This window comes from Geobacter benzoatilyticus (assembly GCF_017338855.1).
Classification (GTDB): Bacteria; Desulfobacterota; Desulfuromonadia; order Geobacterales; family Geobacteraceae; genus Geobacter; species Geobacter benzoatilyticus.
In genome coordinates, this window is the sequence record NZ_CP071382.1 from 1,100,482 (window position 1) to 1,116,277 (window position 15,796).

The following is a 15,796-nucleotide window of genomic DNA, read 5'->3' on the forward strand; positions in this document are numbered from 1 at the left end:
TCGCATCCTGAAGAGTCAACCGTTTTTCCCGTACGGAGCCCCCATGCGCCTGACTCCGGCTATTATTGCCATCCTCATCGCCACGCTCGCTGTCCCCGCCTCCGGCGCCGACGGGATCGTCGTCACCTGCGTCGGCGACATCATGCTCGCGGGCAGCGCCACCCCTTCCCTTGCCCGGACGGGGTACGACCACCCCTTCGCGAAAACGGCCAGGGAGCTTCGGATGGCCGACATCGCCATCGGCAATCTTGAAGCGCCCCTTACCACAGGAGGTACGGAGTTCCGGGAAAAAACGTACCGCTTCCGGGCAAACCCGGCTGCCGCTGCGGCATTGAAGCGGGCGGGCTTTTCGGTCCTTACCCTTGCCAACAACCACATGATGGATTACGGCACCGATGGACTCCGTGACACCTTGGCAATTCTCGCCCGCCACGGCATTGCCCATACCGGAGCAGGAGCGTCGCTGGCTGTTGCCCGCCGGGAGACCGTGGTGCAGGCCAGGGGAAAACGGGTCGCCTTCCTCGCCTACTCCCTCACCTTCCCCTCCGAGTTCTATGCCACTGTGAACCAGCCGGGCACCGCCCCCGGCTACCCCGTTTACGTACGGGAGGATGTCCGGCGGGCAAGGACAAAAGCCGACTATGTGGTGGTATCGTTCCACTGGGGAGCGGAACGGGCGGAATTCCCGAAACAGTACCAGATGGAGACGGCCCGGATGGCAATCGATGCCGGCGCCGACGCCATCATCGGCCACCACCCCCATGTGCTCCAGGGGATCGAATTCTACCGGGGCAAGCCGATACTCTACAGCCTCGGCAACTTCGCCTTCGGCAGCCGGAGCACCGCCGCCGACCGGAGCGTCATGGCAAAGCTGACCTTCACCGGTGACGGATGTGCCGTGGACCTGATCCCCCTGAACGTCCTTTATCGGGAGACCCGATACCAGCCGGCCATACTGGCGGGGCCGAAGGGGGCAGATCTCAAGGAACGGCTGAACCGGCTGTCGCTTCCCTTCGGCACGGTGATTTCAGGTTCGGCGGAGCGGTTCACTGCCAGGGCCCCCGGAAGCGAGAAGCGCCTCGCCGTCGTCCGCTGAACCGGCGAAAGGAGACGGACCCATGCGCCTGTTCGTGGCAATCGATCTTCCTGAAGAGGTCAGGCAGTCGGTGACTGACATCTGCCGGGGACTGGCCGGCGTGCGGTGGCTGCCGCCGGAGCAGCTTCACCTGACGCTGCGGTTCATGGGAGAAGCGGACGATGCCGTCAACGCGGCGATCCGCAAAGGACTGGCAACAATCGCAAGCCCGCCATTCCCCCTCACCCTCAGCGGCACGGGCTGCTTCCCCTCCCCCCGGCGTCCCCGGGTTCTCTGGGTGGGACTCAACAGCAGCGAGCCCCTCATGGAACTCCAGCAAAAGGTGGAAACGGCAGTGGCGGCAGCCGGGCTCCCGACGGAAGAGCGCCCCTTCTCCCCCCATATCACCCTGGCCCGCCTGCGGGACCATCGGGGAGGTGACGTCGCCCCCTTCCTGGCGCAAAACGCCTCCTTTGCGAGCGGGCCGTTCATGGTGGACGCATTCCACCTCTATTCGAGCATCCTCACGGCAAAGGGGGCCATCCACCGGCGGGAGGCGAGTTATCCACTTGTGGGGTGATGGAATCAGTTTAAGGGGAGAAAAAGAGGGCTTAACAAAAAAGCGCGGCCGCCATCAGGAGAAGATGGCGGCCGCAGCCGTTGGAGGGAAATCAGCTGAAGAGATCCATTACCTTGTCGAAGAAGTTCTTCTTCATGGGGTGCGCATCTTCGCCGCTGATGCGGGCAAACTCCTCAAGAAGCTCCCGCTGCCGCTTGTTGAGATTTGAGGGGGTTTCAACCTTGACCACCACCATCTGGTCGCCCCGGCCGTAGCCCTGGAGCTGGGGAACCCCCTTGCCCCTGAGGCGGAATATCCTCCCCGACTGGGTACCCTCGGGGACCTTCATGGAAACCTTGCCGTCAAGGGTCGGCACTTCTATCTCGCATCCCAGGGCCGCCTGGACGAAACTGATGGGGATTTCGCAGACGACGTCGTTATCCTCACGGGTGAAGATGGGGTGCTCCTTCACGGCGATGACCACATAGAGGTCGCCGTTGCTTCCCCCTTTCGTCCCCTGCCCCCCCTCTCCGGTCATCTTGAGACGGGTGCCGGTCTCGACACCGGCCGGAACTTTTACGGAAAGGGTCTTGGTATCGCGCACCATCCCTTTGCCGCGGCACGTGGGGCAGGGGTTCTCCACCACGCGCCCCTCGCCGTTGCAATGGCTGCAGGTCTTGCTGACACTGAAAAACCCCTGCTGGAACCTGACCTGGCCTGCGCCGCGACAGGTGGGGCAGACCTTTGGCTCGGTGCCGGGCTTGGCGCCGCTGCCGCCGCAATCTCCGCACCGCTTGCCGAAGGGGACCTCAATCTCCTTCTCGATGCCGAACGCCGCCTCTTCGAAGGTGAGCTCCAGATTGTACTGGAGGTCGTCCCCCCGCCGCCCCCTGCTTCCCCGGGGGCGCCCCCCAAAGATGTCACCGAAGATGTCGCCGAAAATATCCCCAAACGGGGTGCCGGCGCCAAAACCGCCGAAACCGCCGCCGGAAAAGCCTCCGGCCCCCATCCCCGCATGGCCGAACTGATCGTACTGCGCCCGTTTCTGGGAATCGGAGAGAACCTCGTAGGCCTCGGTAATCTCCTTGAACTTCTCCTCCGCTTCCTTGTCCCCGGGGTTCTTGTCCGGGTGGTACTGGATGGCCAGCTTGCGGAATGCCTTCTTGATCTCGGTATCCGACGCATTGCGGTGGACTTCGAGCACCTCGTAGTAATCGCGTTTTTCTGCCAAGGGATATCCTTTGGGGCAAACAGCTCAGGGCCAGGGGCACCGGAGGAGGTGTCGCCCATCCCCCCCGTGCCCCTGGCCCCGGGACTTCAGCCAGTTATGATTGAGTTATTTCTTGTCGTCCTTCACTTCTTCAAAATCGGCGTCCACAACCTTCTCGCCACCCTTGGCGCCGGTGTCGCCGGCATCTCCGGCCGCCTCGGCGCCCGGCTGGGCGGCACCCTCGGCCTGGGCCTTGGCATAGACCGCCTCGGCCAGCTTGTGTGATGCCTGGGTCAGGGCTTCGGTGGCCTGCTTGATGGCATCCAGGTCGTCACCCTCCATGGCTTTCTTGAGGGCGGCTGCGGCCTCTTCGATCTTCTTCTTCTCGTCGTCGCCGATCTTGTCACCATACTCCTTGAGAGACTTCTCGGTGGAGTAGACGAGTGAATCGGCGTGGTTGCGGGCCTCGATCAGCTCCCGCTTCTTCTTGTCATCGGCAGCATGGGACTCGGCCTCCCGGACCATCTTGTCGATCTCATCCTTGGAGAGACCCGATGATGCGGTAATCCGGATCGACTGCTCCTTGCCGGTGCCGAGATCCTTCGCCGACACGTGGACGATGCCGTTGGCGTCGATGTCGAAGGTAACCTCGATCTGGGGGACGCCGCGGGGTGCCGGCGGGATACCGGTCAGTTCGAAGTTGCCGAGGGTCTTGTTGTCGGAAGCCATCTCACGCTCCCCCTGGAGGACGTGAATGGTAACCGCCGGCTGGTTGTCGCTGGCCGTGGAGAAGACCTGGGACTTGCGGCACGGGATGGTGGTGTTCTTGTCGATGAGCTTGGTCATGACGCTGCCGAGGGTCTCGATACCCAGGGAGAGCGGCGTCACGTCCAGAAGGAGCACGTCCTTCACATCGCCCCGGAGAACCCCGCCCTGGATGCCGGCGCCGATGGCAACGACTTCGTCCGGGTTCACCCCTTTGTTGGGGGTCTTGCCGAAGATGTCCTGGACCCGCTTCTGGACGGCCGGCATACGGGTCATCCCACCCACCAGGATAACTTCGTCCACCTCGGACGGGGAGAGCCCGGCGTCCTTGAGGGCGGTGCGGCAGGGGCCTTCCAGACGGTCGAGAAGTTCGGCGCAGAGGGCCTCCAGCTTCGACCGGGAGAGTTTCATGGTGAGGTGCTTGGGCCCGGAAGCATCGGCGGTGATGAACGGCAGGTTGATGTCGGTCTCCATGGAGGAGGAGAGCTCGCACTTGGCCTTCTCGGCCGCCTCCTTCAGGCGCTGGAGCGCCATCTTGTCGCCCCGGAGATCGATCCCCTGCTCTTTCTTGAATTCGTCGGCGATCCAGTCGATGATCCGCTGGTCGAAGTCCTCGCCCCCCAGGAAGGTGTCGCCGTTGGTGGACTTCACCTCGAAGACGCCGTCGCCCAGTTCCAGTATGGAGATATCGAAGGTGCCCCCCCCCAGGTCGAATACCGCGATCTTCTCGTCCTTTTTCTTGTCGAGGCCGTAGGCCAGGGCCGCTGCAGTGGGCTCGTTGATGATCCGCAGGACGTTAAGCCCCGCAATCTTGCCGGCATCCTTGGTGGCCTGGCGCTGGGAGTCGTTGAAGTAAGCCGGCACCGTGATGACCGCGTCGGTGACCGTCTCGCCCAGGTAATCCTCGGCGGTTTTCTTCATCTTCTGGAGCACGATGGCCGAGATCTCGGGAGGGGAGTACATCTTGCCCCGCACGTCCACCCAGGCGTCGCCGTTGTCGGCCTTGACGATCTTGAATGGGGATATGGAGATATCCTTGCGGACCTCTTCGGTGTCGAACTTGCGGCCGATGAGGCGCTTGATGGCGAAGAGGGTGTTCTCCGGATTGGTGACCGCCTGGCGCTTGGCCTGCTGGCCAACCAGACGCTCGCCGCTCTCGGCGAAGGCCACCATGGACGGCGTAGTGCGGCTTCCCTCGGAGTTGGCTATGACAACGGGCTCCCCACCCTCCATGATGGCAACGCAGGAGTTGGTGGTACCCAGGTCGATACCGATGACTTTGCTCATGTTACTGTTCCTCCTTTAGAGTGTCTCTGAGACAGAACCTAGTTATCGCCCCGGCGAAAAACAAGGGGACGACGAAAAAAATCTATTTGGATACCGAAACCATAGCCGGGCGGATCAGCCGCTCGTTCAGGAGATACCCCTTCTGGAAGATCTCCACGACGCTGTTGCCCGGAACCTCGGCATTGTCAACCTGGCACATGGCCTGGTGGACCGCCGGATCGAAAGGGGTCCCCTTTTCGGCCTCCACGGCCGTAACCCCGAACTTCTTCAGGGCGGACTGGAGCATCCCCAGGGTCATCCGGACCCCCTCAATCACCGCCGAGTCATTATCCTCGCTGGCGTGGTCCAATGCCCGCTCCATGTTGTCCACCACCGGGAGGAGCTCCACGATTAGGCTCTCGTTGCCGTACTTGAGAAGCTCTTCCTTCTCCCTCTGGGTCCGTTTCCGGTAGTTCTCCAGGTCGGCCCGCTCCCGGACGAACTTGTCCCAGTTGGCGGCCGCCTCTGACTCCTTGACAGCCAGGGCCTCTTCCAGCTCCGTCACCCGGTCGGCGGCAGGAGCCGCTTCGGACGCCGGCGCCGCGGCTTCGGCGGCAGGCTCTTCGGAATGGGGGGTTCCGGCGTGGGAACCATGCTTTTTCTTGTCCATCATAGGATAATCCTTTCCGTACCGGCTAATCTCTATTCGTCTTCCAGGAGCTTGCTCACGAGTTTTGCGGTGTAGTCGACGATGGGGATAACCTTGCCGTATCCCATGCGGGTCGGACCGATAACCCCGAGAACTCCGAGTGTGTTTTTCCCCGACACGTAGGTGGAGGTGATGATGCTCAGCCCTTCCATGCGGCTCAGGTGGGTTTCGGCGCCGATGAAAATCTGGACCCCCTGGGCCGAAATGCAGCGGTCCAGCAAGTTCACCAGCTGGCTCTTCTCCTCAAAGGCCTTGAAGACCTCCTTCATGCGCCCCACGTCGGAAAACTCCGGCTGATCGAGGATGTTGGTCTGCCCCTCCATGAATATCTGGGCGCCGCTCTCCACCAGGGTCTGCTCCGAAAGCCTCAACGCCCGGGACAGGAGCGTGTCATAGAGGACCTTCTCGTTCTGCATCTCTTCCAGAATCCGGGCCCGCACTTCAGCGACGGGAACCCCCTGGAGAAGCTCGTTCAGATAGTTGGACATCCGAACCAGGTCGGCCTCGGCAAACTCCTCATCAGTCTCGATGAGCCGGTTCTGGACCGCGCCGTTATCGGCCACCAGAATGGCCAGGATGCGGCGCCCCCCCAGCTTCACGAATTCCATGTGCCGGAGGGTGGTGGAAGAGAAGCGGGGAGCCAGGACGATCCCCATGTAGTGGGAAACCGACGACAGCAGCCGGCTCGTCTCGTGGAGAACCGCACCCATGTCGCGCCCGGCTCCGGTGTAGCGCTTGCGTATCCGCTCCCGCTCGGCCTTGTCGATGCGCCCCACAGCCAGGAGGGAATCCACGTAAAAGCGGTAGGCCTGGTCGGTGGGAACGCGACCGGCCGAGGTGTGGGGAGATGTCAAAAACCCCATCTCCTCCAGGTCGGACATGACATTTCGCACCGTTGCCGGCGACAGGGCAAGACCGTGGCTCCGCGCTACGGCCCGGCTTCCGACCGGTTCCGCAGTGACAATGTAGTCCTCGATGATTGCCTCGAGAATCTTCTTATTGCGCTCTGAAAGCCCATCTCCCATACCGACCCCACAAAGAAGATTAGCACTCAGGCTTGGTGAGTGCTAACTGAGGTAAAGGTAACAATGCCCCCCCGCTTTGTCAAGGATATTTCCGGCACGGAAAGGTGGTCAGAGAAAGGCCGCGAAGACCCGGTTGGAGAGGATAACACCGCGACGGCTGAGCCGCAGGCGCCCCCCCTCGCGGATGAGGAGGCCGGAAGCGCAGAGGCGTTGAAACTGGGACCCGTAAACATCGGCCGGCGACACCCCGAACTCCGCCCGGAAATGCTCTTCCTCAACCCCTTCGAGCATCCGGAGCCCAAGAAAGAACCACTCGGCCATTGCATCCTTTTCCGAAAGAGAAATCCTGTCGGTCTCCGGGAGAACCCCTGACGCAAGCGAACCGCCATACTCCCCGATATCGTCCGGGTTGCGCCATCTAGCACCGGGCCGGGGCTCCCGCAGGAACGAATGGGCCCCGGCGCCGAAGCCGAGGTAATTGCCCCGTTTCCAGTACACCTGGTTATGCCGGGACCGGCTTCCCGGCAAGGCGAAGTTGGCAATCTCGTAATGCTCATAGCCTGCCGCCACCAGCACATCGGCGATGTCCTCGAACATGGCGGCGGCATCATCCTCATCCGGCAACGGCAGCCCCCCCTCGGCTTCCAGCAGGGCGAAGGGGGTCCCCTCCTCCACCGTGAGCCCATAGGTGGATATATGATTCGGGCGAAGCTCCACCGCGGCCAGGAGCTGCTCCCGCCAGTGGTCGCAATCCTGCCCCGGAAGCCCGTGTATGAGGTCGATACCGACATTGTCGAAACCGGCCCGGCGAGCCAGGGCAAAGGCCTCCCGCCCCTCCAGGGCCGTATGGATCCGGCCGAGGCTGGCCAGCATCCGGTCGTCGAAGGACTGGATTCCGAGGGAAAGGCGGTTCACGCCGGCCGTCCGGTAGCCCGCAAGAGAAGCGGCAGTAACGGTCCCGGGATTCGCTTCCAGGGTAACCTCGGCAGAAAGGTCGAGGTTGAACGTCCGGACGGCGCAATCTATGATATTTCCGACGAGCGGGGGATCGAGAAGCGACGGCGTCCCTCCCCCCATGTAGAGGGTTGCGGCGCGCAAGGGCACCGCCAGGGCGTCGGCGCGAAGCTCCATCTCCCTGAGCAGGAGGTCCACATATCCGCCGGTATCGCCGGGGACTTTATCCGTGGAAGTGAAGGCGCAGTAAAGACACTTGCGCACACAGAATGGAATATGGATATAAAGTGCTGTCGTATTGTCCATCATTGCCGATGATACGCCATGATTTGCGAGGAAGTCCAACATCTTTGGTTGAAAATGACCGGGGATGCCGTTACACTGAACGACGTTCTGCAAGGCGCTCTTATCAACTGCCAGGGAGGAAACCGGCAATGTCACGCACCGTAAAGGCGGGAGCCGTCCAGTTCAACATCAGGCTCGGCGACGTGGACGCCAATGTCCGCTACGTCGAGGACGCCCTCCGCCGCCTTGCCGCCGCAGGATGCACCCTGGCGGTCCTCCCCGAGATGTGGGACACGGGCTATGCCTACAAGGAGCTCAACGAACTGGCCAAGCGGACTCCCGGCGTGGTGGCGGAGCTTGGTCGGCTTTCCCGTGAACTGGGGATGGTGATCGTCGGAAGCATGCCGGAACCCCATGGGGAAAAGGTCTGCAACACCGCCTATGTGCTCGACCGTGGGGACCTCATCGGCACCTACCGCAAGATCCACCTCTTCTCCCTCATGGGCGAGGACCGCTCCCTGGACGGCGGCGACCAGTGGCTGGTGGTGGATACCAGCGCGGGCCGCATCGGGGTCTTCATCTGCTACGATCTCCGGTTCCCGGAACTGGCCCGCCGCCTGGCCCTGGAGGGAGCCGAGATTATCGTGGTGCCGGCCGAATGGCCCAAGCCGAGGGACGAGCACTGGAAAGCGCTCCTCAAGGCCCGCGCCATCGAGAACCAGCTCTTCGTCGTGGCGGCCAACTGCTGCGGAATCCAGGGGAAGCTAGACTTTTTCGGATCGAGCCTCATCATAGGCCCCAAGGGGGAGCACCTGGCCGAAGGAGGGTACGAGCCCTGCGAGATAAGCGCAACCCTCGATTTCGGCGAGATGGAATCATGGCGCCGCCAGATCCCGTGTTTTACAGATAGAAAGCCCGAATGTTACTAGAAACACCCCGGTCCGCCGCCTGCCTTCCTGAAAACGGTTGACGTGGCAGCCGGCCGGTACTATTGTTCAGCCATCTGCATATCTCATTAAATGAATACCGGAGGTTCATGCCGTGTTACACCTTGCGGGAACCGGTCTTGTCGTAAAACTCGTTCTGCTCATCCTCATCTTCTTCTCGGTGGTTTCGTGGGCAATCATCTTCTTCAAGCTCCTTCAGGTCTACCGGGCCAACAGCGAATCGGAACGGTTCCTGGACTTCTTCTGGAAGACCAAGCGCTTCGATGCCGTCAACTCCCAGCTTGACCGGTTCGCCAACTCTCCCCTCACGGTCCTGTTCAGCGAGGGCTACAGTGAGCTGAAGCGCCTCGTGGAAAAGGGCGACCAAAAGGAAGAGCTGGACATCATGAGCACGGAACTGGGAGGGATAGAGAACATCGCCCGGGCCCTGCGCCGCGCCACCACCTCGGAGATCACCCGCCTGGAGAAGTACGTGACGTTCCTGGCCACCACCGGCTCCACCACCCCCTTCATCGGCCTCTTCGGCACGGTCTGGGGGATCATGAACGCCTTCAAGGGAATCGGCGAATCGGGTTCCGCATCCCTGGCCGTCGTGGCGCCGGGCATCTCGGAAGCCCTCATCGCCACCGCCATCGGCCTGGTGGCTGCCATCCCGGCGGTAATGGCATACAACCATTTCCAGCACAAGATCAAGGTCCTCATTGCCACCATGGACAACTTCTCCACCGAATTTCTGAACATCGTCCAGCGGACAGTGGCCAAGAAGTAGGAGCGCCCCATGGAAATCGGCAGCAGAAACAACGGCGACCGCGGCACCATGTCGCAAATCAACGTCACCCCCCTGGTGGACGTCATGCTCGTACTCCTCGTAATCTTCATGGTGACGGCCCCCATGATGCAGCAGGGGGTCCAGGTGAATCTCCCCAAGGCGGAAACCAAGGCCATGGCCACCCAGGAAGAAGCCGTGGTTGTTTCCGTGGACAGAAGCGGCAAGGTTTTCATCAACGCTACGGAGGTTGTCCCGGGCGACCTCAGGGCACAGCTGACCACCATGGTGGCCAACCGGACGAAAAAAGAGGTTTTTCTCAAGGCCGACCGGGATGTTCCCTATGGTGAGGTGGTGCGTACCATGGCCGAAATCAAGGGAGCCGGCATCGAGCGCCTCGGCATGGTAACGGAGCCCGCCCCGACAAAATGAGCCGCACCCGCCCGCCACGAGATACCGGGCTGGGATGGGGCTTCGCCGTTTCCTTTGCCATCCACGCCTCCCTCGCCGCCTTTATCCTCTTCTTCCGCTTTTCCTCCCCCGCGCCCCTGGAGACACCAGTCTACTACGTGGACGTTGTGAACCTGCCGGTGGCGTCTCCCCAGGCGGGAAGCCCCTCAACGGGCGGCACTCCTGAACCGGCCACGATTGCGCCTCCCCCGCAGCCCGCGGAGATGGCGCTGCCCCGGAAGCACACCATGGCGAAGGCCGTCGCTCCGAAGAATTCCGCCTCTTCCCGGGAAAGCGATGCAAACCGTGCCTTCGAGGAGAGGATGGCCAAACTGCAGGAAGCCATCGAGGAACGCCGCCAGGAGGCCGCCCTCGACGCCCTGCGCCGCAAGGCAGCGGGGAGCGGCCGCAAGCCGGAGCGGGTTGGGACCCCGGGCGGCACCGGAAAGGAAGCCGGAAGCGACTACGCCAGCTATATCCAGTCGCGGCTCACGGACGCTTTCCAGTCCACCATCGCCCACCAGAGCAAGACCCCCGAGATGGTGGTCAGGCTCACCATTGATGCCGGCGGACGTGTCATCCGCAAAAGGATCGAGCGCTCAAGCGGCGACCGGATCTTCGACGAATCGGTCTTCAAGGCAATTGACCGGGCCGAAAAGACCTTTGTCCCGCCACCGGGCGGCGGTGAATTCGAATACGGCTTCATATTCAAACCCCAGGGAGTGGGAAAAAAATGACTAGACGTTTCCTTTTCACCATCATCCTCTGCCTGATTCCGGCATTGCTCCATTCCCAGGAAGGGTATAGGGAAGTGACGGCATCGGGAGCCCACAAGCTGACCCTTACCGTGGACACGCCGCGGCGCATGGGCGGCTCGGATGACGCAAAGGTGGCCAGTGAAACGGCCGAAGCCCTCCAGTTCGACATGGTCCTGGCGGGACCCTTCACCGTTACGGCCCCACCCGCCTCGGCGGCAGCCGCCGGCATCAGGCCGGGTGAGTTCGACTTTTCCCCCTGGCGCGGAGCGGGGGTCGATCTCCTCATAAAAAGCGGCTACACGGTTTCCGGAAACTCCATGACCATGGAGTTTCGTCTTTACAACATCACCCAGGGGAAGGAGATACTGGCCAAGCGCTACTCGGGACGCCCCGGTGACGTACGGCGGATCGCACACACCTTCTCGGACGACGTGATGGAGGCCCTGACGGGGGAGCGGGGCCCCTTCACGGGAAAGATCGCCTTTGTTTCCACCAGGGCCGGCGCCAAGGCGATTTTCCTGATGGATTACGACGGCCACAACGTACAGCAGCTCACGAAAAACGGGTCGATAAACCTGAACCCCGACTTTTCCCCCAACGGGCGGGAAATCATCTTCACCTCCTACCGGCTGGGGAACCCGGACCTCTTCCGGCGCGAGCTCTTTACCGGGGCCGAGGCGCGGATATCCTCCCACCGTGGTATCAACGCCACCGGAGCCTGGGCTCCCAACGGCAAGTCCATAGCCCTGACCCTGAGCAAGGACGGCAATTCGGAAATATACACCATCGGCCCGGACGGAAAGGATGCCCGGCGGCTCACCAACACCGCCGCCATCGAGGTTTCACCGGCCTGGTCCCCCGACGGCCGCCAGATCGTCTTCGTCTCGGACCGCCTCGGCAAGCCACAGCTTTTCATCATGAATTCCGACGGTACCGGCGTCCGGCGGTTGACCACCAACGGCAGCTACAACGTGAGTCCCCGCTGGTCCCCCAAAGGGGACCGGATTGTCTACAGCCGCCAGGAGGGGGGATTCCAGATTTACTCCATCAGTCCGGACGGCTCCAACGACACCCGGCTGACCAGTGACGGAAGCAACGAGCATCCCCGCTGGTCCCCCGACGGACGGTTCATAACCTTCAGCTCCACACGCGACGGCGCCGAGGGAATATACGTCATGCGAGCCGACGGAAGCGGACAGACTCGAGTCTCGAGCGGCCGGGCGAGGGACTCCCACCCCACATGGTCACCGCGTTGGTGAGGTATCGGTTGAAAACTAAGCTCTTTTCTCTATAATAAGCGGAAGTTTCGGCAGCCTGTCACCACAGGCGATAACCTATATATCAAAAGGAGAATTTCTATGCGTAAAAGTACCCTCGGTCTCGTTGCCTTGCTCTGTTGCGGCCTTTTTGCCGCCGGTTGCGCCAAGAAGGAGATGGTAAAACCGGAAGAAGCGGTACCTCCCGCAGTTGCCACCCAGCCCGCTACCCCGGTTCAACCACCGAAAACTGAACCGATTACCGCCCAGCCCATTGCTGAAACGCCTATCGCACCTGAATCCCTCCAGCCGGCTACGGCTCTGGACGCCGTAGAGACATCTCTTGAGCGTATTTTCTTCGAATTCGACTCATTCGTCCTGTCCCAGGCTTCCAGGGATATCCTCTCCCGGAACGCCGAATATCTTCTCAAGAAACAGCCCAATAGCCGTGTTCTGCTGGAAGGGCACTGCGACGAGCGGGGCTCCGACGAATACAACCTGGCTCTCGGTGAAAAACGGGCCAGGGCGACCCGTGATTACATGGTGACCCTTGGGGTCAACGCCAATCGCCTGTCCGTCATCAGCTATGGTGAAGAAAAACCCCTGGAGCAGGGACAAAACGACGAGGCCTGGGCTAAAAACCGCCGGGTCGAGTTTCTCATCGTAAAATAAGGAATGTAGTCAGTAAGGGCGCCGCTGCCGGCGCCCTTGCCATTTTCACGGACTTACGCATTGCGGAGGTACCAATGAAGATCGCGAGGAGCATATTCCTCATCGCACTGCTGGCCCTTGCCGGGTGCGCAATGCGCAGCGACCTGGATGTGGTCCGGCGGGACAACGACGAGTTGAAAAGCCGCCTTTTCCGTCTTGAAAAAGACCTTGGCGGAGTACGGACCGAAACCAGGGCCGGCATCGAAACAACATTGCAGGATTTCGAGAGGGAGAGGGCGGATGCCCGCAAAGGTCTGGCCGACCTCCAGGCAGCCATGGACGGGATGAAGGTGGACCTCCAGGGAATGGAAGGAAAGGTTGATGACCTGTCTCTGGTCGCCAAGAAGCCGGCCGACGAGATAAACCTCCTGAAGGAAGACCTGGAGCGGCGTCTGACGGCCATTGAAGAAAAGCTTTCGGCCTTGCAGAAGAAAATGACTAACCTGGAAACCGCCCAGGCAAAGCCCCCCGAGCCGGCGACCCCGGAAGCCCTTTACCAGAAGGGGCTGGATGCTTACCGGAACGGCAGCTATGCCGCCGCGCGGGAAACCTTCAGCCGTTTTCTGGAGCAGCACCCGAAACATGACCTCGTGGTGAATGCGCACTACTGGTCCGGCGAAGCCTACTACAGCGAGAAAAACTACGAACAGGCCATCCTTGAGTTCCAGGATGTTATCAAGAATTTCCCCGGCAAGGAGAAGGTTCCTGCCGCCATGCTGAAGCAGGCCGCCGCCTTCAACGAAATCGGCGATACGAAGAGCGCCCGCTACGTGTTGCGAAAGCTTGCCGACGAGCACCCCGCCACCGAAGAGGGTAAACGGGCCAAGGAAAGGCTCAAGACGCTGAAATAAAAAAAGGCGGGTCTAAAAACCCGCCTTTTTTATTGCTAATATGCCATAAGGCAACTATCTCATGCAGACTTCGTCCGGCCGTCCCCCCGGTCATCGTCCGATGCTTCCTTCCCCACCGGGTTTGCCTCGCCTGCCTCATCCTCGAAAGCCTTAACCTCCGCAGCCAGGTCCCGCTTGCCCTCCGGCTCCGCATCCTGCGCTTCTTTTCCCCCCTTTTCCTTCTCATCGAGGTTTCTGACCTCTTCGGCCATGTTCCTCTGAAAATCATCCGAGGCCCGCTTGAACTCGGCCAGCCCTTTCCCCAGGGACCGGGCGATGTCGGGAAGCTTCTGGGGTCCAATGACAATCAGCGCTATTACGAGAATGACGATCAACTCCGGCATGCCGATTCCAAACATATTATATACCTCCCGTGGCGGTAGCCGGGACATCCGGCCCGCCGCGCAGCAACTCTCTTTTTGTGGTAATCCTGACCAAACGAATGTGAAAATAATAGAGTGTGGGCCGAGTCGTGTCAAGCGTGCCATGCCGAGGCCTTGCCGGTGGCCCGGCAAAGGGTTTGACATCGGGCAGGGCGTTGATTTAGTATCAGTCAATTTCGCCCGTATACGGGTGAGCGTGAAAGGAAACACGCCCATGCAGGCCGATGACATCAAGCAGGAAATCCGGAGGCTCCTCAAGGAGCGAAACGCCGTCCTCCTGGCCCACAACTACATGAGGGACGAAGTACAGGAAATCGCCGACATCACCGGCGACTCCCTGGGGCTATCCCAGGAGGCCGCCAAAACCGATGCGGACGTGATCGTCTTCTGCGGCGTCCACTTCATGGCAGAATCGGCCTCCATCCTCTCTCCCGGAAAGACGGTGCTCCTGCCGCGGCTCGATGCCGGCTGCCCCATGGCCGACATGGTGACGGTGGATGCCCTCCTCGCAATGAAGGAAAAACATCCGGGGGTGCCGGTGGTCACCTACGTGAACTCATCGGCGGCCGTAAAGGCTGTGAGCGACATCTGTTGCACCTCGGCCAACGCCGTGAAGGTGGTCAATTCCCTCCCGGACCGGGAGGTTATCTTCGTCCCCGACCGGAACCTGGGCCAATTCGTGGCGAAACAGTCAGATAAGACCTTCCACTACTGGGACGGCTACTGCCCCACCCACGAGCGGCTCAAGGCCGATGCGGTGGCCAGGCTAAAAGCCGACAACCCCGACGCTCTCTTTATCTGCCACCCCGAATGCAACCCGGCGGTGGTGGCCCTGGCCGACCACGCCTGCTCCACGAGCGGCATGTACGACTACTGCCGCAAGAGCCCGGCCAAGCGCTTCATCATCGGCACCGAGGCAGGAATCCTCTACAAGCTCCGCCAGGAGAACCCCGGCAAGGAGTTCATCCTCGCCTCACCGGCCCTGGTCTGCCCCAACATGAAGCTCACCTCCCTGGAGGACATCCTGGCAGCCCTCACGACCATGGCACCGGTGGTGAAGGTTCCGGAAGAGATCAGGATACCGGCCAAGCGGGCTCTGGACCGGATGATCGCCATCCCCCGGGACTGAGAATAGGGGACCCGTGACCGGTAAAATCCAACCCATCGAGGTTATTCAATGATCCGTTCATTTCAGGGGATGCAGCCCAAGATCGACTCCTCCGCCTTCATTGCCGAAACCGCAGTGGTCATCGGCGACGTGACCATGGGGGCCGAAAGCAGCATCTGGTACAACGTGGTGGCCCGGGGGGATGTGAACTTCATCCGCATCGGCGCCCGGAGCAACATCCAGGACCTCTCCATGCTCCACGTGACCCACAAGAAGCACGCCGACGACCCCGGCGCTCCGCTCATCATCGGCGATGACGTGACCGTGGGGCACAGCGTCACCCTCCACGGCTGCACCATCGAAAACGGCGCCTTCATCGGCATGCAGGCCATGGTCATGGACAAGGCGGTGGTGGGGGAAGGCGCTCTGGTAGGAGCCCGGGCACTGGTCACCGAGGGGACGGTCATCCCCCCCCATACACTCTGGGTGGGGGCACCGGCCCGGTACAAGCGGGACCTGACCCCCGACGAGATCGCCTGGCTCCAGCGGTCGGCGGGCAACTATGTCAGATACTCCCGGGAGTATCTGGACGACAAGCCGTAGCAAACGCCACGCTCTGACAATAAATAAAAGCCGGATTCCCTTTGGGGAATGCCGGCTTTTGTTATCAAAACCTGAA

General features: G+C 61.4%; 17 protein-coding genes. 11 read left to right on the forward strand and 6 right to left on the reverse strand.

Features of this window, described 5'->3' with window-relative positions; genetic code table 11:
- The first annotated feature begins 43 nt into the window (after positions 1–43).
- Together JZM60_RS05250 and thpR are read left to right on the forward strand one after the other, a co-directional pair.
- Positions 44–1,096, forward strand: coding sequence for a CapA family protein (locus tag JZM60_RS05250; protein WP_207164461.1), 1,053 nt, complete (start codon positions 44–46; stop codon positions 1,094–1,096).
- 22 nt (positions 1,097–1,118) lie between these two features.
- Positions 1,119–1,655 (forward strand): RNA 2',3'-cyclic phosphodiesterase, encoded by a 537-nt coding sequence (gene thpR, locus JZM60_RS05255; RefSeq protein ID WP_207164462.1) that lies wholly within the window; start codon positions 1,119–1,121, stop codon positions 1,653–1,655.
- Positions 1,656–1,746: 91 nt separating this feature from the next.
- On the opposite strand, the gene dnaJ is transcribed toward thpR, so the two are convergent.
- The 5 genes from dnaJ to hemW all read right to left on the reverse strand — a co-directional run bounded on the left by dnaJ (position 1,747) and on the right by hemW (position 7,869).
- Entirely contained in the window at positions 1,747–2,865 is a 1,119-nt protein-coding gene (dnaJ, locus tag JZM60_RS05260) for a molecular chaperone DnaJ (protein ID WP_207164463.1), read from the reverse strand.
- Positions 2,866–2,970: 105 nt separating this feature from the next.
- Positions 2,971–4,896, reverse strand: coding sequence for a molecular chaperone DnaK (gene dnaK / locus JZM60_RS05265; protein ID WP_207164464.1), 1,926 nt, complete (start codon positions 4,894–4,896; stop codon positions 2,971–2,973).
- An 82-nt stretch (positions 4,897–4,978) separates the two neighbouring features.
- Positions 4,979–5,545, reverse strand: a complete 567-nt coding sequence (gene grpE / locus JZM60_RS05270; protein ID WP_207165493.1) for a nucleotide exchange factor GrpE — start codon at positions 5,543–5,545, stop codon at positions 4,979–4,981.
- Positions 5,546–5,577: 32 nt separating this feature from the next.
- Positions 5,578–6,609, reverse strand: a complete 1,032-nt coding sequence (gene hrcA, locus JZM60_RS05275) for a heat-inducible transcriptional repressor HrcA (protein ID WP_207164465.1) — start codon at positions 6,607–6,609, stop codon at positions 5,578–5,580.
- A gap of 108 nt (positions 6,610–6,717) precedes the next feature.
- Entirely contained in the window at positions 6,718–7,869 is a 1,152-nt protein-coding gene (hemW, locus tag JZM60_RS05280; protein ID WP_207165495.1) for a radical SAM family heme chaperone HemW, read from the reverse strand.
- A 128-nt stretch (positions 7,870–7,997) separates the two neighbouring features.
- On the opposite strand from hemW, the gene JZM60_RS05285 reads away from it, so the two are divergent.
- From JZM60_RS05285 to ybgF, 7 genes are all read left to right on the forward strand, one after another.
- Positions 7,998–8,777 carry a carbon-nitrogen family hydrolase gene (locus JZM60_RS05285; protein WP_207164466.1) on the forward strand — a complete coding sequence of 260 codons (780 nt, stop codon included), beginning with the start codon at positions 7,998–8,000 and terminating at the stop codon, positions 8,775–8,777.
- 112 nt (positions 8,778–8,889) lie between these two features.
- Positions 8,890–9,564, forward strand: coding sequence for a protein TolQ (gene tolQ, locus JZM60_RS05290; RefSeq protein ID WP_207164467.1), 675 nt, complete (start codon positions 8,890–8,892; stop codon positions 9,562–9,564).
- 9 nt (positions 9,565–9,573) lie between these two features.
- A complete protein-coding gene (tolR, locus tag JZM60_RS05295; protein ID WP_207164468.1) occupies positions 9,574–9,993 on the forward strand; it encodes a protein TolR in 420 nt (139 codons plus the stop codon).
- Entirely contained in the window at positions 9,990–10,748 is a 759-nt protein-coding gene (locus JZM60_RS05300) for a TonB family protein (protein WP_207164469.1), read from the forward strand. The genes tolR and JZM60_RS05300 overlap by 4 nt, the downstream gene beginning before the upstream one ends.
- Complete coding sequence (gene tolB, locus JZM60_RS05305) at positions 10,745–12,028, forward strand: Tol-Pal system beta propeller repeat protein TolB (protein WP_207164470.1); 1,284 nt, start codon at positions 10,745–10,747, stop codon at positions 12,026–12,028. The genes JZM60_RS05300 and tolB overlap by 4 nt, the downstream gene beginning before the upstream one ends.
- A 99-nt stretch (positions 12,029–12,127) precedes the next feature.
- On the forward strand, positions 12,128–12,697 hold the full coding sequence (gene pal / locus JZM60_RS05310) for a peptidoglycan-associated lipoprotein Pal (protein WP_207164471.1): 570 nt from the start codon (positions 12,128–12,130) through the stop codon (positions 12,695–12,697).
- 74 nt (positions 12,698–12,771) lie between these two features.
- A complete protein-coding gene (gene ybgF, locus JZM60_RS05315; protein ID WP_207164472.1) occupies positions 12,772–13,587 on the forward strand; it encodes a tol-pal system protein YbgF in 816 nt (271 codons plus the stop codon).
- A gap of 59 nt (positions 13,588–13,646) precedes the next feature.
- Here ybgF and JZM60_RS05320 read toward each other — a convergent pair whose 3' ends face one another.
- Positions 13,647–13,985, reverse strand: coding sequence for a TatA/E family twin arginine-targeting protein translocase (locus JZM60_RS05320; RefSeq protein ID WP_207164473.1), 339 nt, complete (start codon positions 13,983–13,985; stop codon positions 13,647–13,649).
- 238 nt (positions 13,986–14,223) lie between these two features.
- Between JZM60_RS05320 and nadA the strand changes: the two genes are divergently transcribed.
- Positions 14,224–15,138: a quinolinate synthase NadA gene (gene nadA, locus JZM60_RS05325; RefSeq protein ID WP_207164474.1), complete on the forward strand. Its 915-nt coding sequence runs from the start codon at positions 14,224–14,226 to the stop codon at positions 15,136–15,138.
- Between the two features lie 48 nt (positions 15,139–15,186).
- Positions 15,187–15,720: a gamma carbonic anhydrase family protein gene (locus JZM60_RS05330; protein WP_207164475.1), complete on the forward strand. Its 534-nt coding sequence runs from the start codon at positions 15,187–15,189 to the stop codon at positions 15,718–15,720.
- The last annotated feature ends 76 nt before the right edge of the window (positions 15,721–15,796 follow it).

Bases quoted from the DNA above. Each gene is read 5' to 3' on its own strand.
- tolR (WP_207164468.1), top strand. From the start codon at position 9,574: ATGGAAATCGGCAGCAGAAACAACGGCGACCGCGGCACCATGTCGCAA.
- pal (WP_207164471.1), top strand. From the start codon at position 12,128: ATGCGTAAAAGTACCCTCGGTCTCGTTGCCTTGCTCTGTTGCGGCCTT.
- dnaK (WP_207164464.1), bottom strand. From the start codon at position 4,896: ATGAGCAAAGTCATCGGTATCGACCTGGGTACCACCAACTCCTGCGTT.
- grpE (WP_207165493.1), bottom strand. From the start codon at position 5,545: ATGGACAAGAAAAAGCATGGTTCCCACGCCGGAACCCCCCATTCCGAA.
- JZM60_RS05250 (WP_207164461.1), top strand. From the start codon at position 44: ATGCGCCTGACTCCGGCTATTATTGCCATCCTCATCGCCACGCTCGCT.
- tolB (WP_207164470.1), top strand. From the start codon at position 10,745: ATGACTAGACGTTTCCTTTTCACCATCATCCTCTGCCTGATTCCGGCA.
- hrcA (WP_207164465.1), bottom strand. From the start codon at position 6,609: ATGGGAGATGGGCTTTCAGAGCGCAATAAGAAGATTCTCGAGGCAATC.
- nadA (WP_207164474.1), top strand. From the start codon at position 14,224: ATGCAGGCCGATGACATCAAGCAGGAAATCCGGAGGCTCCTCAAGGAG.
- JZM60_RS05285 (WP_207164466.1), top strand. From the start codon at position 7,998: ATGTCACGCACCGTAAAGGCGGGAGCCGTCCAGTTCAACATCAGGCTC.
- hemW (WP_207165495.1), bottom strand. From the start codon at position 7,869: ATGGACAATACGACAGCACTTTATATCCATATTCCATTCTGTGTGCGC.
- JZM60_RS05300 (WP_207164469.1), top strand. From the start codon at position 9,990: ATGAGCCGCACCCGCCCGCCACGAGATACCGGGCTGGGATGGGGCTTC.
- JZM60_RS05330 (WP_207164475.1), top strand. From the start codon at position 15,187: ATGATCCGTTCATTTCAGGGGATGCAGCCCAAGATCGACTCCTCCGCC.
- ybgF (WP_207164472.1), top strand. From the start codon at position 12,772: ATGAAGATCGCGAGGAGCATATTCCTCATCGCACTGCTGGCCCTTGCC.
- thpR (WP_207164462.1), top strand. From the start codon at position 1,119: ATGCGCCTGTTCGTGGCAATCGATCTTCCTGAAGAGGTCAGGCAGTCG.
- JZM60_RS05320 (WP_207164473.1), bottom strand. From the start codon at position 13,985: ATGTTTGGAATCGGCATGCCGGAGTTGATCGTCATTCTCGTAATAGCG.